The following is a 26,178-nucleotide window of genomic DNA, read 5'->3' on the forward strand; positions in this document are numbered from 1 at the left end:
GCCTAAGCTGTCAAACGACGACAGCCAAGGCGCTGGTTATCCCGAAGGGAGAGGGAATTAACGGGACAGCAGTGAAAAAATTTCCAAAATAAAATCATTCGAGACGAGTGTACGTTTGATTCTCCTTTATCCCTGCTGGAGAAGGTAGAGTTGATAGAATAAATTTATTAAAAGGAATGCTGAAGGCAATGAAAAAATTTTCACGCGTCACTGCCAATGGAGACACTCAAACACTTCTCGTTACTGGTTAATATCAGGACGGCAAAACAGATCAATTTCTTCCCGCCCGTATCACTATTGGCCGTAGCGGAAGCGGTCGAGTAATCTATGCAAACCCGGGCATTTTTTCCAATCTGCTATTTGTGCCGATAGCCGAAAACCTTTGCCCACCTGCCAGAGAGCGAGTTGTCTTTGATCGCCGGGGGTGCCTGGTTTAAGGTGTAAACAAGAAACAACAACAAGGAGAACAGGGACAATGAAAACAACGAAAGTTATTGGACTCGGTGTGGCTACGCTTGCGGTGATTGTCATCGCCGCCACTATTTATCTATGGTCATCACTGGACAGCATAGTCGAGGCCGCTATCGAGAAATACGGCTCACAGGCCACGCAGACACAGGTCAAGGTCGCCGCCGTCAAACTGACCCTGATCGAAGGAACCGGCACTATCGAGGGCATCACGGTCGCCAGTCCGGCAGGCTTTAGCCGCAAACAGCTCTTTACCCTGGAGAATGTTACGGTCGCGATTGACCCGAAAACTGTTACTGACGAGGTGGTGGTGATTGACAAGGTTTTCATCCAGGCCCCGCAGGTGTTCTACGAGATCAATGCCAGGGGCCAATCGAATCTTGATACACTGAAAAGGAATCTCCAGCAGGCCAGCAGTGGCACGGCCGACACTGCTGATACCAATGGCAAGCAGGTCAAGCTTATCATCCGCAAATTTATCATCGAGAGAGGCGAGGTCGATGCGCGCATCGCTGCACTCAATGGCAAAGACCTGTCTGCCAACCTGCCGCGCATCGAGTTGACCGACATCGGCAAACAAGCCGGTGGTGCCACCCCGGCGGAAGTCGCCGAGAAGATCGGCAGGGTCCTCATCGACAAGACCGGCCAGGCGGTTGCCAGTCTCGGCGTGGAACAGTACCTGGGCAAGAGCGCTGAAGAGGTCAGGGCACAACTGGAAGAGGGAGCGAAGAAGGCCATTGAAGATAAAGTCGGCGATAAATTAAAGGGCCTGTTCGGTCAATAGGCCCGGGGCTCGACGAGAGCTGAAAGATAAACAGGATTTCAGGATTAAATTCAGCCTCGCGCGAGCGGGCAAATCCTGTCCGGTCTTCTTTTAGTGTTATGCGGCTACGCTATGTATGGGGAAAGAGCATGACGGTTGTTCACCAGCCAGAACATTCGCGCTTTATCGCCTCTATGGATAATCCGGAAGCCCGTCTTGAATACGAGCTCAAGCCGCAGCAGGTTATTGATTTTACTTACACGTTTGTGCCCGAATCCCAGCGTGGCAAGGGTATCGCTGAAGAGCTGGTACGTGCCGGTCTGGCCTGGGCACGTGAAGAGGGCTTTAGGGTAGAGGCGAGCTGCTGGTATGTGCGGAGGTTCTTGCACGGGTGAAAACCGCCAGGTCCAGGTCGGTCGCCATTCTGGCGGGCACGGGGTTTCTGGCAATGCAGGTCATTAAATCCAGGCTGGATACCTGTTTTTACATAGAGCACCGTCAATACTTATTTCAGAATTCGTCGCACGGCAAATGTACCCATTCTGAGAGGCATAAACCGCCAGTATAATAGAACAACACAACCTACTAAAATATAACCATTTTCGCATCTCCCACACCGTTTATCCCACCAGGGCCTGTAAAATCCACCTCCTGTATTTGACAATGATAATCATTATCATTAGCATCCTCATTAGATTATTAATGGTAATGCTTCTCATTTACAAATAAGTGTCGAATTAACTCAGGAGATTCGTTCTATGTATAAGCGTGCTTTAGTCGCCATGGCCGTCATGACAACCTTGTCCGCGGTAAAGGCAACGGCCGAAGTCGGTAGCCTGGAAAAGGTGCTGATTATCGGTATAGGTGAAGAGTCCAGGCACCTCCCTGGTTCCGGCGCGGTCGTTGGCGAGGCGCAGTTGGAACAGGAAGTGGTTGCTGACATCAACCAGGTGTTGAAGACTGTACCCGGCGTCTATATCCGCGAAGAGGACGGTGCCGGATTGCGTCCAAACATAGGTATTCGCGGTGCGACGGCCGAGCGCAGCGAAAAGATCACATTGCTGGAAGACGGTGTACTAGTCGCGCCGGCCCCTTACTCAAACCCGGCTGCCTATTATTTCCCGACCACGATGCGCATGAGTGCGATCGAAATCTTGAAAGGCGCGCCACTCTTACGCCATGGACCACAAACCACCGGTGGCATAGTCAATCTTATCTCTACCCCGATTCCGGATGACAAGGGCGGCGAACTGGCTGTCGTATTGAACGAGCGTGGTTCAACAGACGTGCACGCAAACTACGGCATGCGCGAGGGCCAATGGAGCTGGTTGCTGGAAACCGTGCAGCGTGAAGGTGAGGGTTTTAAGGATATAGATCGTAGCAACAGGGACGCAGGTTTTGATATCGAAGATTACGTCTTCAAGCTGGGCTGGCAGGGAAATGGACAAAGTCTGTTGCTCAAAACCCAGTATTCGAAGGAAGTCTCCGATGAGACTTACCTGGGGCTTACCGATACTGATTTTGATGCTGATTCCAACCGTCGTTACGGCCTCAGTAGCATCGACCAGATGGACAATGATCACCGTGGCGTTTCGCTGACTCACAACATGGACTGGAGTAATACAGTTACTTCCACCACTACAGTCTATCGCAATACCTTCAATCGAGACTGGTTTAAATTGAGTGGCGGCAGCGCACTTATCAATGCTGCAAACAATGGTGATGCTAACGCCATTGGCATCCTTGATGGCAGTATCGACAAAGCAGGCCTGAACTATAAACACAATAATCGTAGCTACGAGTCACAGGGCATTCAATTCAACCTGGACATGGAAGCCGGCGCACATTTGATCAGTGCCGGCGTGCGCCTGCATGAAGATGAAATGGACCGCTTCCAACCAACGGATATTTACGACCAGGTTAATGGTTCACTCGTCTATCAATCGACCACTCAGCCAACCGGCAGCAACAATCGCCTCGAAGAAGCTGATGCCACAAGCCTCTGGCTGCTGGATGACTGGCAAGCAAGTGAAAAACTCAACATCAATCTGGCACTGCGCTACGAAGATGTGATTACCCGTCGGGTTCAATATGCTGATGCCGGTCGTAATGTAATCAGTAACACCCGCAGCAATGATACCTCCGAGATACTTCCGGGTGCCTCGTTTACGTATGACATCAATCCCGTATGGCAGATTCTGGCAGGCGTACATCGTGGTTTCTCGCCACTCGGTGGTGGTGCCACGAAGAACGAAGATCCGGAAACCAGTACGAACTGGGAAGCGGGTATGCGTTACCAGAGGAACGAATTATTCGCTGAGGCCATTGGCTTCTATAGTGATTTTTCGGATAAAAGCGAGAATTGCTCCCTTGGCAGCCCTTGCAGCAATGGTGCCACCTCGGGCAGCTTTACCACCGGCGAAGCGGAGATATTCGGGATAGAATTTCAACTGGGTAATGCCTATACCGCGGGCAGTTTCAGCATCCCGGTTAACCTGGCCTACACCTATACAAAAGCGGAGATCAGCAAAGATAACGCCGTCAGTGGTTTCAATGCGGGGGACAGGTTGAAGGATGTACCGGAGCACGTCGCCAGCCTACGTCTGGGCCTGGAACACAGCAGTGGCTGGGATAACTATGCGGTCGCGAAATACATCAGTGCAACCTGCGTTGTTGCCGGCTGTAATAACGCGAGCGATGCTTTTGATGAAACAGAGTCCCTGTTCGTTGTGGACCTGATCTCGCATTACCCATTGGCAAAGGATGTAAATGTGTTTGTCAAAGCGGAAAACGTGTTCGATGAACAGAAGATTGTCTCGCGCAGCCCGGATGGTGCCCGTCCCAACAAGCCCTTTACTATGTCGGTGGGCATGAAGTACAGCTTCTGACCAGGCTGTGTTTGTTTAACAAACAACGGCGTCGTTATTAACTTAACGACGCCTTTATTTGCAAAGAGAGAAGTATTGTGTCTCGTCGCGTATTGATATTGAACCTGGCTGCAGTGACCGCTGTTCATGCGGCATTGCTCTATTCATTGCTTGCGCAACAGGTGGAACCTGTCCAGAGGGATGAACGACGGATGATCGAGGGCATAATGCTGGTTGCGTCATCGGCGAAGGCGAATAAGATTGATGAGATAAAACCCGAGAAAAAGCAAAAGGTAAAGAAAAAAGCACCGGCTCTTAAACCTGGACCAGAAAAAGACGTTCTGCAGAGGCCGGTTGAAGTGCCCGAGCCACAACCTGTGACAGCAGCTAAAACAGAAACAGTAGAGCAGGTCACAGAAGATCTGGTCGAGGACACTCCGACGCATAATGTGAAAGAGGTCGCGGTCACGCCACCCGGCATCAATGATGCTGTTCGCCGCAAGAACCCGTTACCCGCTTATCCCCGTCTATCCAAAAGATTGCGCGAAGAGGGCATCGTGATTCTGGAATTGTGGGTGCTCGAGGATGGCACGGTGGCGGATCTCAGCGTTAAAACCTCCAGCGGTTACCCGCGACTGGACCAGGCAGCAGTCGCAGCAGTAAAGAGGTGGCGTTACACCCCAGCGAGCCGCGGTGGCGAAGCCGTGGCATATCGCTACGAGCAGCCCATCGAATTTGCAATTCAATAAAACAGCTATTTGGAGAATATTGATGATAACTGAAAACAACCCCTATGGTATCGAGGCTCTCTGGCAACAGGGTGATCCAGTGATAAAAACCGTTGCCCTGATCCTGTTGCTGATGTCCGTGTTCTCCTGGACGGTGATTGTGATACGCATTGCCGGGTTATGGCGTATCAACCGTATCGCCAGGGCGGCTGCCGACTTTTGGCATGCCCAAAGCTTTGAAGAGGGACTGGAATTGCTTGGTGGCAGTGACCACCACAACCCTTTCGGCTACATGGCGGAACAGGGCCGCCAGGCGATGCACCATCACGCCACGCATAAAGCGGATCTGCACGGTCATCTGCCCCTCACCGACTGGCTAGCTGCCAGCCTGCGTAATGCCATGGATGAGGGGCGTGAACAGATGCAGCGAGGTCTTTCCATTCTTGCCTCGGTCGGTTCCACCGCACCTTTTATTGGGCTGTTTGGCACTGTCTGGGGGATCTACCATGCACTGGTCAGTATTGGCGCGTCCGGTCAGGCGGGTATCGATAAAATTGCCGGGCCGGTGGGCGAGGCCCTGATAATGACCGCATTCGGTCTGGCAGTAGCCATCCCAGCCGTGCTGGGCTATAACGCCCTGGTGCGCAGCAACAAAACGGTCGTTGGTAAGCTCAATCGTTTTGCCCATCAGTTGCATCCCTATTTTCTGGCGGGCGTGCCACAGGCGCAGGGTGAACGTCGACAAGAAGAGATCATGTAATGGCGTTCTCCAGCGAATACGATGATGACGAGGTGATGAGTGAAATCAATATGACGCCGCTGGTGGACGTGATGCTGGTGCTGTTGATTATTTTTATGCTTACCGTGCCGATATTAACCCAATCCGTGGATATTGAGTTGCCGCAAACTTCAGGCGAACTTGCCGAACCACCAGTCGAAGCAGTGACCCTTGCCGTCAACGCAGGCGGGCAGGTTTTCTGGAACGAGGAACAATTGAACAAGGAGACGCTGGCCATGCGTTTGAGCAACGCCGCCGTTCAGTCACCACAACCACCGATCCATATCCATGGTGATCGGGCCAGCAGATACGAGCACGTGGCCGAGGTAATGGCCCGTGCTCAGGAGGCCGGCTTGACGAAACTGGGGTTTGTCATCGAAGTGGAGTAGCGGCATATACAGCGAGTTGTCTATCTTCTAACCAAGCAGCTTTTCAAGAATACGCTCGTAACACGCGGACAGCGTATCCAGATCCTTGACGCTTACACACTCATTGACCTTGTGAATGGTCGCGTTGCGCGGGCCGAACTCGAGCACCTGTGTGCCGGTCGGGGCGATGAAACGGCCATCAGAGGTGCCACCGGTGGTGGAGAGCTCGGTGTCGATGCCGATGACGTCCTTGATACTCTCGCGGGTGGCATCGACAAGCGCGCCGGCCGGGGTCAGGAACGGGTTGCCGGACAGCGACCAGTCAATCGTGTAATCGAAGCCGTGCTGGTTGAGGATAGCCTCGACACGCTTTCGCAGGCTGGCCTCGGTCTGCTCGGTGGAGAAGCGGAAGTTGAACACGACCTCGAGCTCACCGGGAATGACATTGGTCGCGCCGGTGCCGGCATGGATGTTCGAGACCTGGAAACTGGTGGGCGGGAAGAATTCATTACCATCGTCCCAGTGCTCGGCAGTCAGTTCGGCCAGTGCCGCAGCGGCAAGGTGTACCGGGTTGGCGGCCAGTTGCGGGTAGGCGACATGTCCCTGGCTGCCGTGCACGGTCAGGGTGGCGTTGAGTGAACCGCGGCGGCCGTTCTTGATGACATCACCAAGGCGGTCGGTTGCAGTCGGCTCACCGACGATGCAGTAATCCATCTTTTCCTTGCGCGCCTCAAGCGTTTCAATGACCTTTACAGTGCCGTTGATGCTCGGTCCCTCTTCGTCACTCGTGATGAGGAAGGCGATGCTGCCCTTGTGATCCGGGTGCCCGGCGACAAATCGCTCGCAGGCGGTGACCATGGCGGCAAGGCTGCCTTTCATGTCGGCGGCGCCGCGGGCAAACAGGTGGTCGTCGCGGATTTCCGGCTTGAACGGGTGACTGTGCCAGTTATCGAGCGGACCGGTCGGCACGACATCGGTATGCCCGGCGAAACCGAGCAGCGGGCCACTGTCGCCACGGCGGGCCCAGAAGTTATCGACATCTGCAAAGCGCAGGCGCTCAACCTTGAAGCCGATGGCTTCGAGGCGGGCGATCATGACGCCCTGGCAACCCTTGTCTTTGGGGGTGACCGAGTCGCGTGAGACCAGGTCAATGGCGAGGTCGAGGGTTGCCGAGTTAGATGTTTCGGGCATTTGTATGCTCACTTGAACAGTTGTTTGTATTCGTCTTCAGAGAAACCGACATGGCGTTGCTTGCCCGTATCGAGCAGCGGACGCTTGATGATGGCAGGCTCGGTCAGCATGATGGCGATGGCCTTTTTCTCGTCGAGGTTTTCTTTTTGTTTGTCGGGCAGTTTACGCCACATCATGCCGCGCTTGTTCAGCAAGGTTTCCCAACCGAGTTCCCTGACCCAGCATTTGAGCTGTTTTGCATTCAGCCCGTCTTTGCGCAGGTCATGGAACGTAAAGTCGATACCGTTCGCAGTGAGCCACTTGCGTGCCTTGCGAACGGTATCGCAGTTGGAAATGCCATACAGAACGGTCTTTGGCATGGGTATCAGATATCGCGCAGTAGCTCGTTAATGCCGACCTTGCCGCGGGTCTTTTCATCGACCTGCTTGACGATTACCGCGCAGTACAGGCTGTAGGTGCCATCCTTCGAGGGCAGGTTCCCGGAAACGACCACGGAACCGGCCGGGATGCGACCGTAGCTGACTTCGCCGGTGGCGCGGTTGAAGATCTTGGTGCTCTGGCCGATGTACACGCCCATTGAGATTACCGAACCTTCTTCGACGATGATGCCTTCAACGACCTCGGAACGGGCGCCGATAAAGCAGTTGTCCTCGATGATGGTCGGGGCGGCCTGCACCGGCTCGAGTACACCACCGATGCCAACGCCGCCGGAGAGGTGCACGTTCTTGCCGATCTGCGCGCAGGAGCCGACCGTTGCCCACGTATCGACCATGGTGCCGCTATCGACGTAGGCGCCGATGTTGACGTAGGAAGGCATGAGCACGGTGCTCGGTGCAATGTAGGAACCGCGCCGGGCGGTGGCCGGTGGCACAACACGCACGCCGGACTCGCGAAAGTCGCGAGAATTGTAATCGGCGTACTTGGACGGCACCTTGTCATAGTAATTGGTGAAACCGCCTTTCATGAAGTCGTTGTCTTCGATGCGGAAGGACAAGAGCACGGCCTTTTTCAGCCAGTCGTTCACGACCCAGTCGCCGTCTTTCTTTTCCGCGACGCGGGCTGCGCCCGTATCGAGCATGTGGATGGCTTCCATCACGGCCTCTTTAACGTGTGTGTCAACGCTGCGTGGGGTGATGTCGGCGCGGCGTTCAAAGGCCTCGGTGATGATGTTCTGGATGTCGCTCATGTTCTTCTCCGTCAAAATTTGTGTTGTATTCTAGCACGCCCTGCAGGCCCGAAACGGGCTCAGCAGGCATTAATAGAGCCTTAAAGTGATTCCATACAGGCGCGGATACGTTCCGCCGCATCGCAGCACTCGTCGAGTGGCGCGACCAGCGCCATGCGCACGTAGCCCGCGCCGGGGTTACCTGCCGCGGTGTCTCGCGACAGGTAACTGCCCGGCAGCACGGTGACATTCCGGGTTTCAAACAGGTGCCGGGTAAATTCTGTGTCGCTGATATGTGCCGGTAGCCTCGCCCACAGGTAGAACGCCGCATCCGGCATCTTCACATCGAGTACCGGGCTTAATATCGCCAGCACGGCGGCAAACTTCTCGCGGTACAGGTCGCGGTTGTGTCTGACGTGGGCCTCATCATTCCAGGCCGCGATGCTGGCGGCCTGTGTGGCCGGTGGCATGGCGCAGCCATGATAGGTGCGGTACTTGAGAAACTGCTGGAGGATCTGCGCATCGCCGGCGACAAAGCCGCTACGCAGGCCCGGGGCATTGGAGCGCTTGGAGAGGCTGTGGAACACAACGCAGCGGCTGAAATCGTTGCGGCCGAGTTGTGCGGCGACCTGTAACAGGCCGGGCGGTGGCTGCTCTTCATCGAAATAGATCTCGGAATAGCACTCATCCGAGGCAATGATGAAGTCATGCTCGTCAGCGAGCTCGAGCAGCTTGCCGAGAGTGGCGGCATCGGCTACGGCGCCGGTCGGGTTACCGGGGCTGCACAAGTAAAGCAGCTGGCAGTTCTGCCAGTCTTCCGCACTGACGCTATCGAAGTCCGGCAGGAAGTGGTGATCGGCGGTCGTGTTCAAAAAGTACGGTGTCGCCCCTGCGAGCAGGGCGGCGCCCTCGTAGATTTGATAAAAGGGGTTGGGCATCATCACGCGCGCGTTCTCGCTCGCCTCGATCACGGTCTGGGCAAAGGCAAACAGGGCCTCGCGGGTGCCATTGACCGGCAATACATGGCGGGCGGCATCCAGCAAGCCTGGTGGAATCGCAAAGCGGCGGTTCAACCAGCCAACAACAGACTCGCGCAGTTCATCGCTGCCGCGCGTGAGCGGGTAATGCGCCAGCGTGTGCAGGTGACTGATGACGGCCTCACTGATAAACGCCGGGGTCGGGTGTTTCGGTTCACCAATCGATAGCGCAATGTGTGTCTTGTCGCCAGGCGGCAGGACCCCGGCCTTGAGGGCATTGAGCTTTTCAAACGGGTAGGGCTGGAGTCGGTTGAGGTTGGGATTCATGCCGGATGAGCCTGATATGACAGCGGTTGTTACTTTAGGGTATGGTTGCTTATGTTATTGAATTTATGGCGCGTAGTATAAGTCATTGGCCTATGGCATCCAACTCACAAAATAACGCTCTGGCGGTCTTCGCGCTGCTCGTTTCCGCTACCCTGTGGGGGGTCATCTGGTATCCCCTGCGCCTGCTTGAGGGGCAGGGGCTTGACGGACTGACAACGAGCCTGGTCATGTACGTGGCGGCGGCGATTGTCGGCTTGCCATGGCTCAAGGGGATGGGCCAGGCCTGGCGCGATTACCCCCGACAGGTGCTGCTGCTCATTCTCTTCAGCGCGTGGGCCAATATTGCCTTTATTCTTGCGGTGCTTGAGGGGCATGTTGTACGCGTCTTGTTGCTGTTTTACCTCTCGCCATTGTGGGCCGTCATACTGGGACGCCTGTTTTTGTGCGAGCGGATCGGTGTTAGCGGGGCGGTGACACTCGTGCTGGCCATGCTGGGGGCGGGGTTTATGCTCTGGCAGCCGGAGGCCGGCACGCTCTGGCCGGCTTCGCCCGCGGACTGGTATGCCGTGACTGCGGGCATGGCCTTCGCGGCGATGAATGTCACTGTGCGCGGTGCCCAGGCAATCCCGGCGGGTTGCAAAGCCAGCCTGACCTGGTGGGGGGCCATCCTGCTGGCCGGTGGCTGGATATGGCTCGGCGGGGAGGGCTTGCCTGCCGTGGGCGGCGAGGTATACCTGCAGGCGGTTTTGCTTGGTCTTGCCGGTATCGTGATCATGACCGTGGCCGTACAGTACGGGGTGACGCACTTGTCGGTGCAGCGTTCTGCCGTGATCCTGTTGTTTGAACTCGTGGCCGGGGCCATTTCGGCCTTTCTGCTGGCCGAGGAGCCGGTCTTGTCAAGAGAGTGGCTGGGCGGCGGCCTGATTGTGCTGGCCGGTTATATGGCCGCGCGGCGCCCGGAGGTCTGCGAGATATGATAGAAAACATTACAATACAACATGTTAGCTTTATTGTCTCGGATACGGCGCGGGCCTTGGCGTTTTATCGCGATGTGCTCGGGCTGGCGACGGACCCGCGGCGCCCGGGACTGGGCTATCCCGGTGCCTGGTTGCAGCTCAATGCCAGTCAACAGATCCATCTGCTTGAACTGCCGAACCCGGACCCGGTTAACGGGCGCCCCGAGCATGGCGGCCGTGATCGGCATACCGCTTTTCATGTTACAGACTTGTCTTATATAGAGGATGCCCTGGTTAAGGCAGGCCTGGCCTTTACAAGGAGTAAATCCGGGCGCAAGGCCCTCTTTTGTCGGGACCCGGATGGAAATGCTCTTGAATTTATTGAAATTTAGTCAATGCTGAAGGTAACGTCTGCAAAGATCGGCAGTATTTAATAATTACTGCAGCAATGCTAAGGTTTTAAACGGCGTGGTCGATATAGTGATGAAGTATCAGGCCTTATTAATCCAATAAAAAAGAAAAACCTGCGAGGCGTTGAGTGCTCAAGTCTATAAGAATTCTTATTGTCGAAGATTCCGACGACGATACCGAGTTGTTATTGCGTGAATTACGCAAGGGTGGTTTTGATCCTGTTCACCAGCGGGTTGAGACTATGCAAGATATGCAGGCCGCATTGCAGGCCAGTACCTGGGATATTATTATTTCCGATTACAGCATGCCGCATTTTGACGGTATCGGTGCCCTGAAACTGGCCAAATCTCTCGAGTTCGATCTGCCCTTTATTATCGTTTCCGCCAATATCGGTGAAGAGATTGCCGTAATGGCCATGAAGGCAGGCGCGCATGATTACATCATGAAAGGCAACCTGGCCCGGCTGGTGCCCGCGATCGAGCGGGAACTCAAGGAGGCAAAGCTGCGTCACTCGCACCGGGAATCGGAAAAGCAAATGCAGCAGCTCTCCAGTGCGGTGGAACAGACCGCTGATGCGGTGACTATTACAGATGCGGAAGGCAATATTGAATACGTCAACGCGGCATTTAGCGATATAACCGGTTTCAGCAAGCAGGAAGCTATCGGCCAATCATGCAGTATGCTCAAGTCCGGGCGTCATAATGCTGCATTTTATGCGGGGCTTTGGCAAAGTCTCACGGAAGGTCACACCTTCCAGGATATTTTCATTAATCGGCGCAAGGATGGAAATATCTATTACGAAGAAAAGTCGATCACCCCGCTGAAAGACGAAAAGGGTAAAGTGACGCACTTTATTTCCACGGGGAAGGATATTACCGAGCAGATGGCGACACGTCAGCGCCTGCATCACCTGTCCAGCCATGACGGTCTGACAGACCTGCCGAACCGGAGCTTGTTCATTGACCGCCTCAGTCAGGCCATTTCCCGTGCGCGCTGGAATGGCCGCGTTGTCGCGGTACTGTTTATTGACCTGGATCGATTCAAGAACATCAATGAAACACTCGGTTTTGAATATGGGGACAGTGTTTTACAGGCGGTTGCCTCGCGTCTGACGCAAAACGTAAGGGATGGTGACACCGTGGCCCGTCTCGGCGATGATGAATTTGCGATTCTTCTTGAAGATATTTATCAGAAAGAAGATATCCCTGTCGTTGTCGAGAAAATCATCAAGTCCTTGTCACAAATTCATATCTTTGATGAGCATGAACTGTTCGTCACTACCGCTATGGGTATCAGCCTCTATCCATCTGATGGTGATGATGCGCAAACGCTCATCCAGAACGCCGATGTCGCTATTCATCATGCCAAGGAAAGCGGCAGTAATAACTACCGGTTTTATGAGAGCAAGATGAATACGCAGTCACTCTATCGCCTGAATATGGAATCATCGCTGGGCAAGGCCCTGGAAAGGGAAGAGTTTTTTCTGCTTTACCAGCCACAGATTAACCTCAAGAGCGGGCAGATTATCGGTTTTGAGGCATTGTTGCGCTGGCAACATCCGGAACTGGGCACGGTCTCACCGGTGGAGTTTATTCCGTTACTGGAAGAAACCGGCATGATCAACCAGGTCGGGCGCTGGGTCCTGCGCACTGCCTGCCAGGCGTGTCGGACGTGGAATGAGATGGGATTACATGACATCAAGGTGTCGGTGAATATGTCGCCGGTGCAGTTCGACAATGACAATATCAGTCATATTGTTGCGGATGCCCTGTCTGAAACATGGCTCGAGGCAAAATACCTGGAAATAGAACTAACAGAAAGCACGATTATGCGCAGCCCGCAAAAAACCATCAGTGTACTTGATGAGCTGAATGCTATGGGCGTCACACTGGCGATTGATGACTTTGGCACAGGCTACTCATCATTGAGTTATTTGCAGAAATTCCCTATCGATGTCCTCAAGATAGATCGCTTTTTTGTCAAGGATGTTTCAAAGAATAATGGTGGAGCGAGCATCGTCAATGCCATTATCTCTATGGCACATAGCCTCAAGATGAGCGTGGTTGCGGAAGGCGTGGAAGACAATGAGCAGCTGGCTTTTCTGCAGGAGCATGACTGTGAAATGGTGCAGGGCTTCCTGTTCAGCAAGCCGGTGCCGCATGAAGCCGCAATGCAATTGCTGAAAGCCGGTGTGATCGAGGTTGAAAAGATTCGGCACGCCGGCGGTAGCTAGTTATCCTGCCTGCTCGTGAATGGTGCCCCGGAAGGGAGTCGAACCCCTGACCTTCCCCTTAGGAGGGGGACGCTCTATCCAGCTGAGCTACCGGGGCAGGACGGGTAATATATGATATTTAGGCATTAATGAGAAGGGTCTTCAGAGCGGCCATTCGTAGATCACGGCTACCTCGTTGCCATTTCCCTTGTATTCGATGGATTTGCTGAGTTTTCTGATGATAGGGATGCCCCTGCCGTATGCGCTGTCTGACATCGCGGCATTAAACAGGTTGTCGTATTCGAAGCCTTTCCCGGAATCGGCCAGTAATATTGAAATCCGTACCTTGTGGTCAACGATAACCTGGGACAGGGAAATATCAATAAAGCCGGTTTTTAGCTTGTTTAACCGGCTAAGGCGTAGTTCGTAGAATTTCGCAAACCCTTCCGCATCCTGTTTTAACTCAGAGGGGAGGGTAAGTATGCCATGGTCGACTGCGTTGTTGTAGAGTTCCGTGAGTATTATCTGGATGTTCCGGTTATGCTCGATCGGTATCAGGAAAGACTGTGTTCCACAGGTGATTTGCTTGAGCATGTCATTCGCACGAATTGCCTCGATGCCAGCATAGCAGGAAAAATTCCAGCTAAATGAGGCATGATCAATAGCGCATGCTTGCAGCGAGGCACGCTGTTTCTTTTCTGTGTCGTCGGCAGCGAGCTCGTCGGAGAGGGCTTGCAGGCACGCAATAAACGGCCGCGGGTCATTATTGCAGGTGTAGACACACTCAAAACAATTTTCATCGGGTTTGTGTGAGTGTTCTTCGGTTTTATCCAGGTTAATGCCGGCAAAAAGACGTATATTGTAGTTTTGAAAGGCTTCCAGTGAGGCTGCCAGGCCATTGTATTCATTGCCGACAGTTTGCATGTGTACATAAATGACATCAACCGGCAAGCTGCGCAGCAGCAGAATGAGATCATCTATAGAACCTGCAGAAACGCATTCATGACCGGCACCCGTAACAGCGCGTTCATTATGGGCGTAAAAGTCATCGGAGCGAGTGTAAATCAGAACAAGCATTTGGATAATTTTTTTTGGTTATCTTTGCGACCGGCGCATGTCTAGTTTATGTTGAATAGTTTGTGGAAATTGGAGATCGCAAGAATATTTTTTATTTCTTCATTGCAATTAATAATACTGATATTGCTGGCGCCGTTACCGGCGTGTTCGCGCAGCAGCAACAACATGCCAAGCGCGGAACTGTCCATGTAGTCTGTATTACGCATGTCAATAATATAGGAGATACCGAGATCGCTCTCGTTGTTGTAGCTGGCGCGGAACCCGGTATGGGAGCTGTAATCAAACTTGTTACCGGTTTTAATGGTGATGGTTTTTCCATCACTGGATTTTGTGCTTATGACTGACATATTGGCTGCTCTTCCTTGTGTTGTGGATTCAAAAAAGATCGATTTCGCCTTCATCCATGCTGCCCTGGCTGACCGCATTATTCAGGCTTGTGAAATGCTTTTCGTAGAGAGAGTGAATGCGGGCGCGGCCGGTCCTGATAGCCTCATCAGCATCAAGATCGGCGTTATCATTAATAAGTACCAGCTCATTAGTGCTGTCATGGATGAAGTTATTCATCGTAGTCAGGGTTTTATCTGAATGCTCGGATAACTGCTTTACCATGTCCTCAAATTGCAAGGAGCGTACGGCAACGGAAACGCTGTTATTGATGCCGGCCGAAATGGCCGAGACTTCGCCCAGATTGTTATGCAGGAATTCATTCAGGTTTTTGGCCTCTTCAACCATCTCTGAAACCCGGCTTTTTGATTCAAGGGCCACATTCATGTCTTTTGAGGCCATTTCGCCAATGGCCTTTTTGGCTACCTCAATATTGGATAGTGAATCGTTCATGACCTCGCGGATACGGTCACTGAACTGATTCGAACTATGTGACAGCTTGCGTACCTCATCGGCAACCACGGCAAAGCCGCGGCCACTCTCGCCCGCGCGCGCCGCCTCTATGGCGGCATTGAGAGCCAGCAGGTTGGTCTGGTCGGCAATGCCCTTGACGTCATCCAGCATGCCTTCTACCTGACCCATGGCGGAAGCGATGTCATCGATTGTATGTACCAGGTTCATACTATCCCGGCTCGTATCGAGGATATGTTCGATAAAATATTGCAGGGCCTTGTTGGTTTCATCGGCAAAGCCGTTGATCATGAGGGTCTTTTCTTCGTCACTGGTGCCGCTGTCGGCACCGGCGGTCATGTTGCTGACCAGGCTGCTGACCAGGCCTTCCTGCGACCGGGACAGATCATTAAGACCATTGAAGCTGGCAGTCAGGTTTTCAATGGCATCGTTAATGAGCGTGTTTATCTGGGTGAGCTCGTGTTGTACCTTGCCGCTTTCATTAAGAATGATGTCCTGCAATTCGGTATAGAGTGGCGCCATACTGGCACGAACAGCGGATTGCTGTTCCTGTTGAGCCCGGTCTGTAGTCAGCGAGATACGGTTGGCAGAAAACCACCAGATAGCAGCACATGTCAGCAGTATGCCGGCCTGCAGCCAGTCATCTTTTATGATGAACATCAGGCTCGCCGCGATGCCGCTTGCCGCGATGGCCGGGAAAAAGTTTTTCATATTATTCAACATGTTATCGAGTCATGCTTAACCGGTGGTGGGCTATAAAAAAGCTATCGGTAGCCGCGCGATAAACTTGAATGTACAGCATTAAAAAATCGGTCTTTCAGTCACTTATTGTAAAAACCGCATAAAACGGGGAGCTATGGCGTGTAAGGGCAGGATTTCATCCACACCGCCATGTTTCACGGCCTCGCCGGGCATCCCCCAGACCACGCTGGTTCTTTCATCCTGGGCGATGGTGCGCGCCCCGGCATCATGCATTTCCTTCAGGCCGGCGGCACCGTCATCCCCCATGCCGGTGAGGATGATTCCGATGGCATTCGGGCCTACATTTTGTGCCACCGAGCGAAACATGACATCAACAGCGGGGCGGTGCCGGTTCACGGGCGGGCCATCACTGAGGCGGCATATATAACGGGCGCCACTGCGTTCGATCATCAGGTGTCTGTTTCCGGGGGCGATATAAACATGCCCGGGCAGGATTTGCTGACCATCACTGGCCTCATAGACGGTCATGGCACAATTATCATGCATACGCCGGGCAAACGGTGCGCTGAAGGCCTCTGGTATATGCTGGGTAATGACTGTACCGGGGGCATCCGCCGGCATCTGCATGAGCACTTCCTTGATGGCCTCGGTGCCGCCGGTAGAGGCGCCGATAGCAATTATTTTGTCGGTGGTTTTAAAGTTGGCATGGGCGGTAGGTTTGTCGAGTATCGCATCGGCGCTGTGGCGTTGACTGGCCTCGGCCTGCGGCCGGCTGTCCCAGCTATAGTTCTGTAATTTGGCGCCGGCGGCCATCTTGACCTTTTCACAAAGCTCGTCGGCATATTCTTTGAGTCCGTGCGCAATATCCAGCTTCGGTTTTGAGACAAAATCAACGGCACCTATCTCCAGGGCCTGCAGGGTGATATCAGCCCCGTTCTCTGTCAGTGAGGAGACCATGACCACCGGCATGGGACGCAGGCGCATCAGGTTACTGAGGAAGGTCAACCCATCCATCCGCGGCATTTCAACGTCCAGCGTCAGGACGTCGGGATTCAGCTGCTTGATCTTGTTACGCGCAATCAGGGGGTCAGATGCCGTGCCGATGACCTCAAGTGCAGGATCGGCATTGAGTATCTCCGTGAGTACTTCACGTACCAACGCAGAATCGTCAATGATCAATGCTTTAATTTTATTACTGCTCATACAATTCACTTGTGCCTGTTGTTATGAACAGGGGTCAAAATAGATCGATTTCGCTTTCGACAGGTTCAATATCCAGTTTCTGCATGTATTCGGTTTCGCGATCGATAATAGTATTATTGTGCAGGGAACGCAGTTTTTTCATTTTCACTTTCCCGGTAATGGGGTTGTACATGACCTTGCGCGGACAGGTGTCGCCGAGGTCTTCAGCCAGTAATGCCAGTTTCTCGGTAGCGATGTACTCGCGGACGAAGCTGATATTACGGCTGCCGATATCCGTCATTTGCGCGAGGATCCTGCCACCGCCGAATACCTTGACTTCAAGGTTCTCGCGCATCCCGCCATTGCCCAGAATAGTGTTAATCAGGTGCTCCATGGCGAAGTTGCCATAGCGCGTAGCGGCACTGATATTGACATTCTTCCAGGCATCCGAGCTGTTCGCGGTCGTCATCGGCAACATAAAATGATTCATGCCACCGATGCCAAATACCTTGTCACGAACGCAGGCTGAGACACACGAACCGAGTACCGTCACGATAGCTTCATTCTGTGTGGTGACATAGTACTCACCAGGCAGGATTTTGGCTGCCGTAATATTATGCATTTTATCCCAGTAGCGGTTGATATGCTCGAATCCGGCGAGGGGCGGTGGAAAATCCAGATTATTTTCGGGACGAGTCATGGCCATTACTTGATCTTCTGATAGATGGTATTGCCGATTAATTTGAAGCGGTCGCAGACCTTGAACATGGTTTCAGAATGTCCGAGAAAAAGCCGGGCATCGTCAACCAGCAGATCCGCGTAGCGATCGAATAAAATGCTCTGGGTCGGCTTGTCGAAATAAATGACGACATTACGACAGAACATGAAATCGAAAGGCTCCTTGATCGGCCAGGCATTCATCAGGTTAAGACGATTAAAAGTAATCATGTCTCGCAGACACGGATGGACCCGCACCAGGTTGTTTTTGTCGCCTTTGCCGCGCAGGAACCAGTTCTTGACCCGCTGTCTGGATAAGCCGGAGACACGTTCGGCATCGTAGATGCCGGATTTTCCCCTGGCGAGGACGTTTGAATCCAGATCAGTGGCGAGGATCTTGATATCCCAGTCGCTGGTCTCGGGAACAACCTCGCGAATGGCGATAGCCAGGCTGTAGGGTTCCTCACCGGTTGAGCAGCCAGCCGACCAGATACGCAAACGCCTCGTATGCGCATTCTTTTTCAGCAACTCCGGAAGCAGGGTTTTCTGCAGGTACTCAAAGTGATGTGGCTCCCTGAAAAAGGAGGTAAGATTGGTGGTGATTGCATTCGTGAAGTTCAGGAGTTCACTTTCACCGGCCGGGCTGTCAATCAACGCACAATAGCTGCTGAAATCCTGCATGCTGATCTCGCGCAGACGTCTGGCCAGTCGGCTATAAACCATATCCCGTTTCGCATCGGAAAGGGATATGCCCGTATGCTGACTGACCAGTTGTCGTATACGATTGAAATCCCTGTCTGTGAACTGAAATTCACGTTCGCGCTTATGCGCGCTTGCTGACATTGACTGTACTCCGCCTAGAACTCCTCCCAATCACTGTCATCAGCCTGGACTGTCGGTGCCGGGCGTCGGGCGGCCACGGCCGGACGACGTCTTGCTACCGGTGCTGCGGGAGCGGCTGTCCGTGGTGCGCGACGCTCGACAAATTCGTTTTCATTGACACGAAAGAAGGTCATCAAGTCATCAAGTCCACGAGCCTGTTCATCAAGAGATTCACTGGCGGCGGCGGCTTCTTCAACCAGGGCAGCATTCTGCTGGGTGACTTCGTCCATTTGCATAATGGCTTTGTTCACCTGCTCGATGCCGGTAGATTGTTCCTGACTGGCAGCAGCGATTTCGGCGATGATGTCACTGACTTTCTTTACGGCTTCAACAATCTCGCCGAGGGTCCTGCCGGACTCATCCACCAGGCGGCTACCTTCGTCGACTTTCTCAACACTGTCGTTAATGAGCGCCTTGATTTCCTTGGCGGCGCCGGCACTGCGTTGTGCAAGGTTACGCACCTCGCTGGCCACCACGGCGAAGCCGCGACCCTGTTCACCGGCACGCGCGGCTTCCACGGCAGCATTCAGGGCAAGCAGGTTGGTCTGGAAGGCAATCTCATCGATCACACCAATGATGTCGGCAATCTTCTTGCTGGCGGAGTTGATCTCGCTCATGGCCGAGACCGCATTGCCTACCACGGCACCGCCTTTTTCAGCCTTGTCACTGGCGCCGGCAGCCAACTGGTTGGCCTGACGGGCGTTATCGGCATTCTGTTTCACTGTACTGGTGAGTTCTTCCATGCTGGAAGCAGTTTCTTCCAGGCTCGAGGCCTGTTCTTCAGTCCGTTGGCTCAAATCAGAGTTACCCTGGGCTATCTCGGTACTGGCACTGGCGATGTTGGTGCCTGACTCGGTGATCTTGCCGACGATGTTCACCAGGTTATCCACGGTGCTGTTAATTGAATCACGCAATGAGGCAAACACACCCTTGAAGTCACCTTCCATTCGCTGTGTCAGATCACCCTGAGAGAGGGTTTCCATGACGGCCATACCGCCTTGCAGTGGTTCAACGACAGCATCCATGAGGTTATTGATCCCTTCGCCAAGCCCCTTCATGAAGCCATTGTAGTTTTCGTGATCGATACGGTTATCCAATTCACCCTGGGTGGCACCATCGATCAGGCTCTGAATCTGGCGTTCAGCGTCCTTTTGTTCCGTAATGTCACTCCACTGCACCATATTCCCCATGTATTCCCCATTGGGTCCCGTAATCATGGTGGCATTGACGCGGAAGTCGAGGTCACCGACCTTGATCTCGGCAGTCGCCGGCAGGCGGCCGGGATCCGAGAGCAGGGCACGCTGGTGAGCCGGGTTCTTATGGAAACCGTCGATACAGGTACCAATCAGGTTATCGGCATCCAGGCCTGGCCATACCTGGCGCAGTTCCGTTTGACGGTTACGGAGCATATTCACCACGGCCGGATTGGCATAGGTAATGTTGAGGTCTTCATCACATAGCATCAGGTTCGCTTCGGCGCCGTCGACCGCAGACTGCAGGCGGGCGACTTCAAGTTCCTTCTGACGCGCCTCGGTTACGTCCGACCACTCATTGGCAGTGCCGATATAGTCACCCTTTGCATCTATAATGGCCGTTGTATTGATGTTGAAGGTGAGTGGTCCAACCTTGATGTCGGAACTGTAGGGCAGGTTGTTCGGGTCTGCCAACAGACCACGCTGGTGAGCCGGGTTCTTGTGAAAAATATCAATGCATGTGCCAACCAGGCTATCAACATTGAAGCCCGGGTACAGGCCTTTCAGGACCGTCTCGTACTTGCGGAGCAGATTCACGGTTGATTTATTGGCGTAGGTGATTACCAGGTCGCGGTCGATCATCATGATAGCGGTCATGGCATTGTCAACGGTACCTTGCAGGCGCACGACTTCTGCTTCACGTCTGCGCAGGTCGGTCACATCCGCCCATTCCAGTGAGTTACCTATGTATTCACCCTTGCCATTTATCTGGGCAGTAACGTTCAGTGAAAAAGTCAGTGAGCCCACCTGAATATCGGTCTGATAAGGCAGGTTGTTCGGGTCGGACAAGAGCTGGCGCTGGTGCGCGGGGTTTTTGTGGAAACCGTCAATGCAGGAGCCGATGATGTTATCGGCAGAGAAACCAGGATAAACACTACGCATTTCCTCCTCGTTCCTTCTTAGCAGGTTGAGAGTGGCCTTGTTGGCATAGGTAATGACCAGATCGCGGTCGACCATCATGATCGCGGTCATGGCCCCCTCAATCGCCGACTGCATTCGGGTTAATTCTTCGTTCTCGCGGATTACCGCTGCACTTGTGCTAGCCATTTCTGTATCCTCCGATGTTGCATATGCATTCAGCATGGTTGTGGCAACCGTATCCAGTGCGGCTTGCCATGCGTTGTTTACTTCAGTTGTCCATAGATCACCGGCGAACTCGGCCATGACGTCCAGCAGGGTATCGGCAACGGCGGTGTAATGGTCGGCTTCGGCGCCATAAACCTCATGCCGTTCACCCATTTGCTGCAAGACAGGTACAAGCTCATCCGGTTTGCGCAGACTGTTCACCAGCAGGCTTAACGCTACCACCATCTTCTTGCGCTGTTTTGCCGGTGTGGTGTTTTTGAACAGTGGCTTGACGGCCGGGTAGCGTTTGAATAACTCCTCATAAAAACGCTTTACCAGGTCATCAGCCTGTGGCGCCAGCGCCGCGAACGATGCCTCCAGTATCTCCACATCAAGACCGAGAGGCGAGACATAGGGCTTGTGCTTCGGTGCCCTGGACGCGGGCTTCCGGGCCGTCTTTTTCACGACTTTTGGTTTGTCTTGCCCAATAGTTTCGGCTGTCGCATCCTCTTCCTGCATCCAGGCGAGGGGGTCGTAGCCCATTTTGCTTTGTTTTTTGGTCGCCATTTTAAGCTCCTGTTTGAATGGCTATCCGTTCCAGACCAGGCCAGAAAGGATTTGGGTGAACAACAAACTGTTTTTTTCTGCGTGCACAGCTTGTTGAACGGCAACTGGTATTTCATTGTTTTGCGTCGCGGCTACCTCTCGGGCTGCCACGCGGCGGTTCTGCCTGCGCAGGCGCATACGGGGGATTGTGTCCTTCATTTGAGAAAGGTTCTCCCTTTTAGCAGGTCATCGGCAAGGTCAAGGTAATCGCGGGCACCATTACTCGAGCCTTGATACTCGAAAATGGTCTTGCCGAAACTCGGGCTCTCAGCCAGGGCTACCGTTTCCCGGATGGGGGTAGCAAGTACCTGACCGGGGAAATATTCCATGAGTTTACCGCGCACCTCGTTGGCCAACTTGCGGCGACCATGAAAGCGCGTCACGACCATCCATTTCTTGGTGGCATGCTTCAGGCGTGTCTCAATGTGTTTGAGGATGTTCAGGAGTCGCGACAGGCCATGCAGTGAAAGATAATCACCGGCAACCGGAATCAACATCTCTTTCGCTGCCAGCATGGCATTCATTGTCAGCATGCCGGAAGAGGGCGGACAATCGATCAGCAGAATATCGTTTTCAGTCATGTCTTTTATTGCATCACTGAGCAGCCAGCCACGGCGTGCACCACCGCTGGCGACCTGCTCGAGTTCGCCGAGGCGGGTACCGGCAGGCACCAGGTGCAGGTTGTCACGCACTTCGAGGCGCACGTCATCAATGCTGCTTTCACCCATGAGGACCTCATCAATACCGGACTGGAGTTGTATTTCGGCACCAAAACTCGCCGTCAGGTGAGCCTGTGGGTCCATATCAATGACTGTGACGGACTTGCCGGCCATGGCCAGCGCGTGCGCGAGATTCAGGGTGGTTGTGGTCTTGCCAACACCGCCTTTCTGGTTCATCACTGCAATCATGCGCATACCCTCATCAGCATCCGTAAATTATCAGGCCAGCCCGTCTGTGGCACTGAGTTCAGGGCCGGACAGCAGGTGATCAATGTCGAGAATAATGATCATCTTTTCAGCCACGGTGGCAAGTCCTTTGACGAATTCGATATTGACGACACCACCGAAGTCCGGCGCCGGTTTCATTTCCTCGCTGTTGACGTCATAGACGTCAGATACGGCATCAACGACGATACCCATAATGCGGTCGCGATCTTCACACAAAATCTTGAGGACAATCACCACCGTCATGGGGCCGTATTCGATCTCATCCATCGAGAAGCGTTGCCGCAGATCAATGATCGGAACAATGGTGCCGCGCAGATTGATGACACCTTTTATATAAGAAGGGGTATTAGGGATAGGGGTAACTGAATCCCAGCCTTTAATCTCCTGTACGCGGAGGATATCAACACCATATTCCTCGCTGGCCAGAATGAAAGTCAGGTACTGCTCGGCATCCGGGTCTGAGTCGGCACCGATGAGTATTCCGTTCTCAATAGCTTGTTGTGTGCTCACGCAGGGTCCTCCTTATGCAGCTTCGCTGTTGGCAGCGCTGCCACCAGGTTTAATGGGGGCGGGGGGTGGCATGTCATACCTGCCACCACGGAACATGTTTACCAGGCCGGCTATATCAAGAATCAGTGCAACCGTGCCATCACCGAGAATGGTCGCGCCAGACATGCCCTCAACCCGGCGGTAATTGGTTTCAAGACTCTTGATGACAACCTGCTGTTGTGCAAGGAGATCATCAACAATCACGCCGGCGCGATGGCCATCGCCTTCAACTACCACCATCAGGCGGCCCGCGAGTTCGTTTTCTTCTTCATGCATGCCAAAGATGCGGTGTGCACGAATAACGGGAATATATTCATTGCGAAGCTTGTAAAGTTCGGCCTTACCGGCTACCGCATTGACATGCTCAGGGTTAACCTGGATAGATTCAATAATTGAAATCAGCGGGATCACATAGGTGTCATCGCCGACCCGTACCAGCTGGCCATCGAGAATGGCCAGGGTTAGTGGCAGTCGTATGGTGAATTTGGCGCCGGCACCTTCTTCTGATTTAACCTCGACCTTACCGCCAAGGGCCTTGATATTCTTGCGGACTACATCCATGCCCACGCCACGACCAGAAACATCACTGACCTGATCGGCTGTGGAGAAACCGGGGTGAAAGATCATATCCTCGATCATTTCATCGGTCAGGTTGTCATCGGCAGTGATAATACCGCGTTCTATAGCTTTACGATGGATCTTTTCACGATTCAGGCCTGCACCATCGTCAAAGATTTCAATAATGATATTGCCACCCTGGTGGTAGGCATTGAGATTGAGTGTGCCGGTTTCCGATTTGCCGGCGGCAACACGTCGCTCAGGGGTTTCCAGGCCATGGTCGAGCGCATTGCGTACCAGGTGAACCATCGGGTCACCGATTTTCTCCATAACGGTTTTATCGAGTTCGGTATGTTCGCCGGTAATCACCAGGTTGACCTTCTTGTCGAGCTTGCCTGATAAGTCATGAATCAGGCGTGGCATGCGGCTAAATACAAAGCTGATAGGCAGCATGCGGATACGCATGACGCTTTCCTGCAGTTCGCGGGTATTGCGCTCCAGCTGGCCGAGACCTTCGCGCAGCTTTTCGAGTCTGGCGGTATCGATATTCCGGGTTTCCTCAAAGTCACCGCCCATTTGACCGAGCATGGACTGGGTAATGACGAGTTCGCCAACCAAGTTAATGATTTCATCAACCTTGTCGATATCCACCCGGATGGAGGTTGTCTCGCTGGTTTTGGCCGGCTTGCTGGTGCGCGCAGCAGGGACGGTGGCTTCTTTCGCGCTCACCGTTGCCGTCGCCGAATCTTTAACCGTAGTTGCCAGGGATGCGGCAACCGACTCAGGAGAGACATTTTCCGCACTTGTGGCGGTGGCCGCTGCGGTGATCTCCAGGTCGCATTCGTCATCTACCCATTCAAACACCTCGAGGATATCGGCTTCGGTTACTTCGCCGTTGAGGCTCATTTCCCAGGAGAGGAAGGCATCTTCAGGATTCAGATCATTAAAGCCGGGCAGGTCTGAAATATTGACCCGGACATCAAGGTCGCCGAGGTCAGCAAGGGCGCGCAGCATCCGTACCGGGTCATTGCCGGTGCGCAGCATCTCGGTATGGGGTTTAAACCTTATTGTCCAGGTAGATGTAATGCTGCTGCCGGTATCGTCAGCGACTGGCGCAGATGAAGCTTCCGCACCCTTGTCACCAAGCAGGCTGTCGAGTTCGGCTTTTACCTCGGCAACCTGGGCGGCGTCCATTTCGCCTTCATCACGCAATGCAGTAAGCATGCCGCGGATGATGTCGACGGACTTGAGCAGGATTTCTACAGCCGTTTGTGTGACCGGGCGGACGCCGTCACGCATTTCATCCAGCAGGGTCTCTGCCACGTGGGTAAATTCGGCGACGTCATTGAAACCAAATGTTCCACTGCCGCCCTTGATGGAGTGCGCTGCGCGAAATATAGTGTTAATCACATCAATATCGGTATCGCCGATATCCAGCCCGAGCAGTTCAGTTTCCATGATGTCCAGTCCCTCGAAGCTTTCTTCGAAGAAGGTCTGGTGGAATTGCCGCATATCGATGCTCATGGTTTTCTATCCCAAAACTTTTTTAACAGTTGCCAGTAGTTGTTCAGGATTGAATGGCTTGACGATCCAGCCGGTTGCACCGGCCTGTTTCCCGGCCATTTTTTTATCTGTAGATGACTCTGTAGTCAGGGTCAGGATCGGTACAAATTTGTACGAGGGTAAGGCACGCAGTTCCCGGGTCAGTGTAATGCCATCCATGTTCGGCATATTGACGTCAGTAATGACAAGATTGAACTTGTTGCTTTTGGCGATATTGAGTGCTTCCTGGCCATCCTTGGCCTCTGTCACCTCATAGCCGGCGCCCTTGAGGGTGAAGCTCACCATCTGACGCATCGATACGGAATCATCCACTGCAAGAATACTTGCCATTACACCTTCTCCTGAAATCGCATATAGTTTGTATGTAGCGTGTAAGACCCCATTCTGAATCAGTGCCGGGTCTTTTCTGCCAGGCAGAGGTGACCGGCAAGGCCAATTTGCCTGGCCGCACCGACCAATGCATCACTGCTGTCCAGCCATTCAATATTCAGGCCTTCTGCCTGCGCGTCCAGAAAGAAGGCGCAGAGCAGTTGCAGTGCAGCAGTATCCGCGCGTTCTATGCCAGCGGCCTGGAGCTGGATATCGTGTTTGCTATCAAGCGCGCTTTTCAACTCGGCACTGAAATCGGCGACAACCGATATATCCAGTGACGCCGGGCAGGTGATCACGGTTTTTTCCGATCCGCTCATTCTTAATTGGCCTTTGGTTCCTGCAATGCTTAAAAATCATTCACCACGTGTCACAAGCTATCGACCCTGCCAGGACAAGCTTTAGCCTCCGCGACCGGCTTTTTTCACATTTATACAATGCATGTAGTGTGCCAGTTCATTTTATGCGGCTAACGACATGGTTTTTTTGCAAAATGATGCCCCTGTGGCAGAGAATTGCCGCTTGCAGACAGCGTGATCACGGCAAAGAAAACCTGTACTAATACAGGCTCTTCACCAAATCAAGTGGGTAGGTTACCGTAGAAGCCATGAGAGACAAAGAATTATACGCGCAGATATTAGG

24 protein-coding genes, 1 tRNA gene and 2 pseudogenes are annotated in these 26,178 nt (G+C 53.4%); 9 read left to right on the forward strand and 18 right to left on the reverse strand.

Going from position 1 to position 26,178, the window contains the following annotated elements:
* Nucleotides 1-475 precede the first annotated feature (475 nt).
* The 6 genes from RQ738_RS08245 to RQ738_RS08270 all read left to right on the forward strand — a co-directional run bounded on the left by RQ738_RS08245 (nucleotide 476) and on the right by RQ738_RS08270 (nucleotide 5,993).
* Nucleotides 476-1,252 carry a hypothetical protein gene (locus RQ738_RS08245; protein WP_314164103.1) on the forward strand — a complete coding sequence of 259 codons (777 nt, stop codon included), beginning with the start codon at nucleotides 476-478 and terminating at the stop codon, nucleotides 1,250-1,252.
* Between the two features lie 128 nt (nucleotides 1,253-1,380).
* Nucleotides 1,381-1,626 (forward strand): GNAT family N-acetyltransferase, encoded by a 246-nt coding sequence (locus RQ738_RS08250; RefSeq protein ID WP_314164104.1) that lies wholly within the window; start codon nucleotides 1,381-1,383, stop codon nucleotides 1,624-1,626.
* 396 nt (nucleotides 1,627-2,022) lie between these two features.
* Complete coding sequence (locus tag RQ738_RS08255) at nucleotides 2,023-4,119, forward strand: TonB-dependent receptor family protein (RefSeq protein ID WP_314164183.1); 2,097 nt, start codon at nucleotides 2,023-2,025, stop codon at nucleotides 4,117-4,119.
* A gap of 77 nt (nucleotides 4,120-4,196) precedes the next feature.
* A complete protein-coding gene (locus tag RQ738_RS08260; protein ID WP_314164105.1) occupies nucleotides 4,197-4,847 on the forward strand; it encodes an energy transducer TonB in 651 nt (216 codons plus the stop codon).
* A 22-nt stretch (nucleotides 4,848-4,869) separates the two neighbouring features.
* Entirely contained in the window at nucleotides 4,870-5,586 is a 717-nt protein-coding gene (locus RQ738_RS08265) for a MotA/TolQ/ExbB proton channel family protein (protein WP_314164106.1), read from the forward strand.
* On the forward strand, nucleotides 5,586-5,993 hold the full coding sequence (locus RQ738_RS08270) for a biopolymer transporter ExbD (protein ID WP_314164107.1): 408 nt from the start codon (nucleotides 5,586-5,588) through the stop codon (nucleotides 5,991-5,993). The genes RQ738_RS08265 and RQ738_RS08270 overlap by 1 nt, the downstream gene beginning before the upstream one ends.
* Nucleotides 5,994-6,020: 27 nt before the next feature.
* On the opposite strand, the gene dapE is transcribed toward RQ738_RS08270, so the two are convergent.
* The 4 genes from dapE to dapC all read right to left on the reverse strand — a co-directional run bounded on the left by dapE (nucleotide 6,021) and on the right by dapC (nucleotide 9,632).
* Nucleotides 6,021-7,163: a succinyl-diaminopimelate desuccinylase gene (gene dapE, locus RQ738_RS08275; protein ID WP_314164108.1), complete on the reverse strand. Its 1,143-nt coding sequence runs from the start codon at nucleotides 7,161-7,163 to the stop codon at nucleotides 6,021-6,023.
* Between the two features lie 8 nt (nucleotides 7,164-7,171).
* The gene (locus RQ738_RS08280; protein WP_314164109.1) at nucleotides 7,172-7,522 is read right to left on the reverse strand and encodes an ArsC family reductase; all 351 of its coding nucleotides are present in this window, start codon (nucleotides 7,520-7,522) and stop codon (nucleotides 7,172-7,174) included.
* A 5-nt stretch (nucleotides 7,523-7,527) separates the two neighbouring features.
* Nucleotides 7,528-8,349: a 2,3,4,5-tetrahydropyridine-2,6-dicarboxylate N-succinyltransferase gene (gene dapD, locus RQ738_RS08285; protein ID WP_314164111.1), complete on the reverse strand. Its 822-nt coding sequence runs from the start codon at nucleotides 8,347-8,349 to the stop codon at nucleotides 7,528-7,530.
* Between the two features lie 80 nt (nucleotides 8,350-8,429).
* Nucleotides 8,430-9,632: a succinyldiaminopimelate transaminase gene (gene dapC, locus RQ738_RS08290; RefSeq protein WP_314164115.1), complete on the reverse strand. Its 1,203-nt coding sequence runs from the start codon at nucleotides 9,630-9,632 to the stop codon at nucleotides 8,430-8,432.
* Between the two features lie 92 nt (nucleotides 9,633-9,724).
* Here dapC and RQ738_RS08295 point away from each other — a divergent pair, with 92 nt between their 5' ends.
* From RQ738_RS08295 to RQ738_RS08305, 3 genes are all read left to right on the forward strand, one after another.
* The gene (locus RQ738_RS08295; RefSeq protein ID WP_314164120.1) at nucleotides 9,725-10,609 is read left to right on the forward strand and encodes a DMT family transporter; all 885 of its coding nucleotides are present in this window, start codon (nucleotides 9,725-9,727) and stop codon (nucleotides 10,607-10,609) included.
* Nucleotides 10,606-10,980, forward strand: a complete 375-nt coding sequence (locus RQ738_RS08300) for a VOC family protein (protein WP_314164125.1) — start codon at nucleotides 10,606-10,608, stop codon at nucleotides 10,978-10,980. The genes RQ738_RS08295 and RQ738_RS08300 overlap by 4 nt, the downstream gene beginning before the upstream one ends.
* Before the next feature lie 146 nt (nucleotides 10,981-11,126).
* A complete protein-coding gene (locus RQ738_RS08305; RefSeq protein WP_314164129.1) occupies nucleotides 11,127-13,232 on the forward strand; it encodes an EAL domain-containing protein in 2,106 nt (701 codons plus the stop codon).
* Nucleotides 13,233-13,252: 20 nt separating this feature from the next.
* On the opposite strand, the gene RQ738_RS08310 is transcribed toward RQ738_RS08305, so the two are convergent.
* From RQ738_RS08310 to RQ738_RS08370, 14 genes and pseudogenes are all read right to left on the reverse strand, one after another.
* Nucleotides 13,253-13,329 (reverse strand) — tRNA-Arg (locus RQ738_RS08310).
* A gap of 44 nt (nucleotides 13,330-13,373) precedes the next feature.
* Nucleotides 13,374-14,288, reverse strand: a complete 915-nt coding sequence (locus RQ738_RS08315; protein ID WP_314164133.1) for an ATP-binding protein — start codon at nucleotides 14,286-14,288, stop codon at nucleotides 13,374-13,376.
* A gap of 41 nt (nucleotides 14,289-14,329) precedes the next feature.
* Nucleotides 14,330-14,635 carry an STAS domain-containing protein gene (locus RQ738_RS08320; RefSeq protein ID WP_314164137.1) on the reverse strand — a complete coding sequence of 102 codons (306 nt, stop codon included), beginning with the start codon at nucleotides 14,633-14,635 and terminating at the stop codon, nucleotides 14,330-14,332.
* A 28-nt stretch (nucleotides 14,636-14,663) separates the two neighbouring features.
* Complete coding sequence (locus tag RQ738_RS08325) at nucleotides 14,664-15,866, reverse strand: methyl-accepting chemotaxis protein (RefSeq protein WP_409929537.1); 1,203 nt, start codon at nucleotides 15,864-15,866, stop codon at nucleotides 14,664-14,666.
* A gap of 102 nt (nucleotides 15,867-15,968) precedes the next feature.
* On the reverse strand, nucleotides 15,969-17,048 hold the full coding sequence (locus RQ738_RS08330; RefSeq protein ID WP_314164145.1) for a chemotaxis response regulator protein-glutamate methylesterase: 1,080 nt from the start codon (nucleotides 17,046-17,048) through the stop codon (nucleotides 15,969-15,971).
* A gap of 34 nt (nucleotides 17,049-17,082) precedes the next feature.
* Nucleotides 17,083-17,727 (reverse strand): chemoreceptor glutamine deamidase CheD, encoded by a 645-nt coding sequence (gene cheD, locus RQ738_RS08335; RefSeq protein WP_314164150.1) that lies wholly within the window; start codon nucleotides 17,725-17,727, stop codon nucleotides 17,083-17,085.
* A 5-nt stretch (nucleotides 17,728-17,732) separates the two neighbouring features.
* Nucleotides 17,733-18,587, reverse strand: coding sequence for a protein-glutamate O-methyltransferase (locus RQ738_RS08340; protein WP_314164154.1), 855 nt, complete (start codon nucleotides 18,585-18,587; stop codon nucleotides 17,733-17,735).
* Nucleotides 18,588-18,601: 14 nt separating this feature from the next.
* A pseudogene (locus RQ738_RS13740) lies at nucleotides 18,602-20,365 on the reverse strand (methyl-accepting chemotaxis protein); the annotation flags it as partial.
* A gap of 375 nt (nucleotides 20,366-20,740) precedes the next feature.
* Nucleotides 20,741-21,511, reverse strand: a pseudogene (locus tag RQ738_RS13745) (globin domain-containing protein); the annotation flags it as partial.
* A 194-nt stretch (nucleotides 21,512-21,705) separates the two neighbouring features.
* On the reverse strand, nucleotides 21,706-22,464 hold the full coding sequence (locus RQ738_RS08350) for a ParA family protein (RefSeq protein WP_314164164.1): 759 nt from the start codon (nucleotides 22,462-22,464) through the stop codon (nucleotides 21,706-21,708).
* 24 nt (nucleotides 22,465-22,488) lie between these two features.
* Nucleotides 22,489-22,989 carry a chemotaxis protein CheW gene (locus RQ738_RS08355; protein WP_314164184.1) on the reverse strand — a complete coding sequence of 167 codons (501 nt, stop codon included), beginning with the start codon at nucleotides 22,987-22,989 and terminating at the stop codon, nucleotides 22,489-22,491.
* Nucleotides 22,990-23,019: 30 nt separating this feature from the next.
* Nucleotides 23,020-25,128, reverse strand: coding sequence for a chemotaxis protein CheA (locus RQ738_RS08360; RefSeq protein ID WP_314164171.1), 2,109 nt, complete (start codon nucleotides 25,126-25,128; stop codon nucleotides 23,020-23,022).
* A 6-nt stretch (nucleotides 25,129-25,134) separates the two neighbouring features.
* Entirely contained in the window at nucleotides 25,135-25,497 is a 363-nt protein-coding gene (locus RQ738_RS08365; protein WP_314164176.1) for a response regulator, read from the reverse strand.
* Nucleotides 25,498-25,556: 59 nt separating this feature from the next.
* Nucleotides 25,557-25,856: an STAS domain-containing protein gene (locus RQ738_RS08370; RefSeq protein ID WP_314164179.1), complete on the reverse strand. Its 300-nt coding sequence runs from the start codon at nucleotides 25,854-25,856 to the stop codon at nucleotides 25,557-25,559.
* Between the last annotated feature and the right edge of the window lie 322 nt (nucleotides 25,857-26,178).

This window comes from Sulfuriflexus sp. (assembly GCF_032250955.1).
Lineage (GTDB): Bacteria > Pseudomonadota > Gammaproteobacteria > AKS1 > AKS1 > Sulfuriflexus.

Coding starts and splice junctions, on each gene's coding strand:
- RQ738_RS08245 (WP_314164103.1), top strand. CDS start 476: ATGAAAACAACGAAAGTTATTGGACTCGGTGTGGCTACGCTTGCGGTG.
- RQ738_RS08250 (WP_314164104.1), top strand. CDS start 1,381: ATGACGGTTGTTCACCAGCCAGAACATTCGCGCTTTATCGCCTCTATG.
- RQ738_RS08255 (WP_314164183.1), top strand. CDS start 2,023: ATGACAACCTTGTCCGCGGTAAAGGCAACGGCCGAAGTCGGTAGCCTG.
- RQ738_RS08265 (WP_314164106.1), top strand. CDS start 4,870: ATGATAACTGAAAACAACCCCTATGGTATCGAGGCTCTCTGGCAACAG.
- RQ738_RS08270 (WP_314164107.1), top strand. CDS start 5,586: ATGGCGTTCTCCAGCGAATACGATGATGACGAGGTGATGAGTGAAATC.
- dapE (WP_314164108.1), bottom strand. CDS start 7,163: ATGCCCGAAACATCTAACTCGGCAACCCTCGACCTCGCCATTGACCTG.
- RQ738_RS08280 (WP_314164109.1), bottom strand. CDS start 7,522: ATGCCAAAGACCGTTCTGTATGGCATTTCCAACTGCGATACCGTTCGC.
- dapD (WP_314164111.1), bottom strand. CDS start 8,349: ATGAGCGACATCCAGAACATCATCACCGAGGCCTTTGAACGCCGCGCC.
- dapC (WP_314164115.1), bottom strand. CDS start 9,632: ATGAATCCCAACCTCAACCGACTCCAGCCCTACCCGTTTGAAAAGCTC.
- RQ738_RS08295 (WP_314164120.1), top strand. CDS start 9,725: ATGGCATCCAACTCACAAAATAACGCTCTGGCGGTCTTCGCGCTGCTC.
- RQ738_RS08300 (WP_314164125.1), top strand. CDS start 10,606: ATGATAGAAAACATTACAATACAACATGTTAGCTTTATTGTCTCGGAT.
- RQ738_RS08315 (WP_314164133.1), bottom strand. CDS start 14,288: ATGCTTGTTCTGATTTACACTCGCTCCGATGACTTTTACGCCCATAAT.
- RQ738_RS08320 (WP_314164137.1), bottom strand. CDS start 14,635: ATGTCAGTCATAAGCACAAAATCCAGTGATGGAAAAACCATCACCATT.
- RQ738_RS08325 (WP_409929537.1), bottom strand. CDS start 15,866: ATGTTGAATAATATGAAAAACTTTTTCCCGGCCATCGCGGCAAGCGGC.
- RQ738_RS08330 (WP_314164145.1), bottom strand. CDS start 17,048: ATGAGCAGTAATAAAATTAAAGCATTGATCATTGACGATTCTGCGTTG.
- cheD (WP_314164150.1), bottom strand. CDS start 17,727: ATGACTCGTCCCGAAAATAATCTGGATTTTCCACCGCCCCTCGCCGGA.
- RQ738_RS08340 (WP_314164154.1), bottom strand. CDS start 18,587: ATGTCAGCAAGCGCGCATAAGCGCGAACGTGAATTTCAGTTCACAGAC.
- RQ738_RS08350 (WP_314164164.1), bottom strand. CDS start 22,464: ATGCGCATGATTGCAGTGATGAACCAGAAAGGCGGTGTTGGCAAGACC.
- RQ738_RS08360 (WP_314164171.1), bottom strand. CDS start 25,128: ATGAGCATCGATATGCGGCAATTCCACCAGACCTTCTTCGAAGAAAGC.
- RQ738_RS08365 (WP_314164176.1), bottom strand. CDS start 25,497: ATGGCAAGTATTCTTGCAGTGGATGATTCCGTATCGATGCGTCAGATG.
- RQ738_RS08370 (WP_314164179.1), bottom strand. CDS start 25,856: ATGAGCGGATCGGAAAAAACCGTGATCACCTGCCCGGCGTCACTGGAT.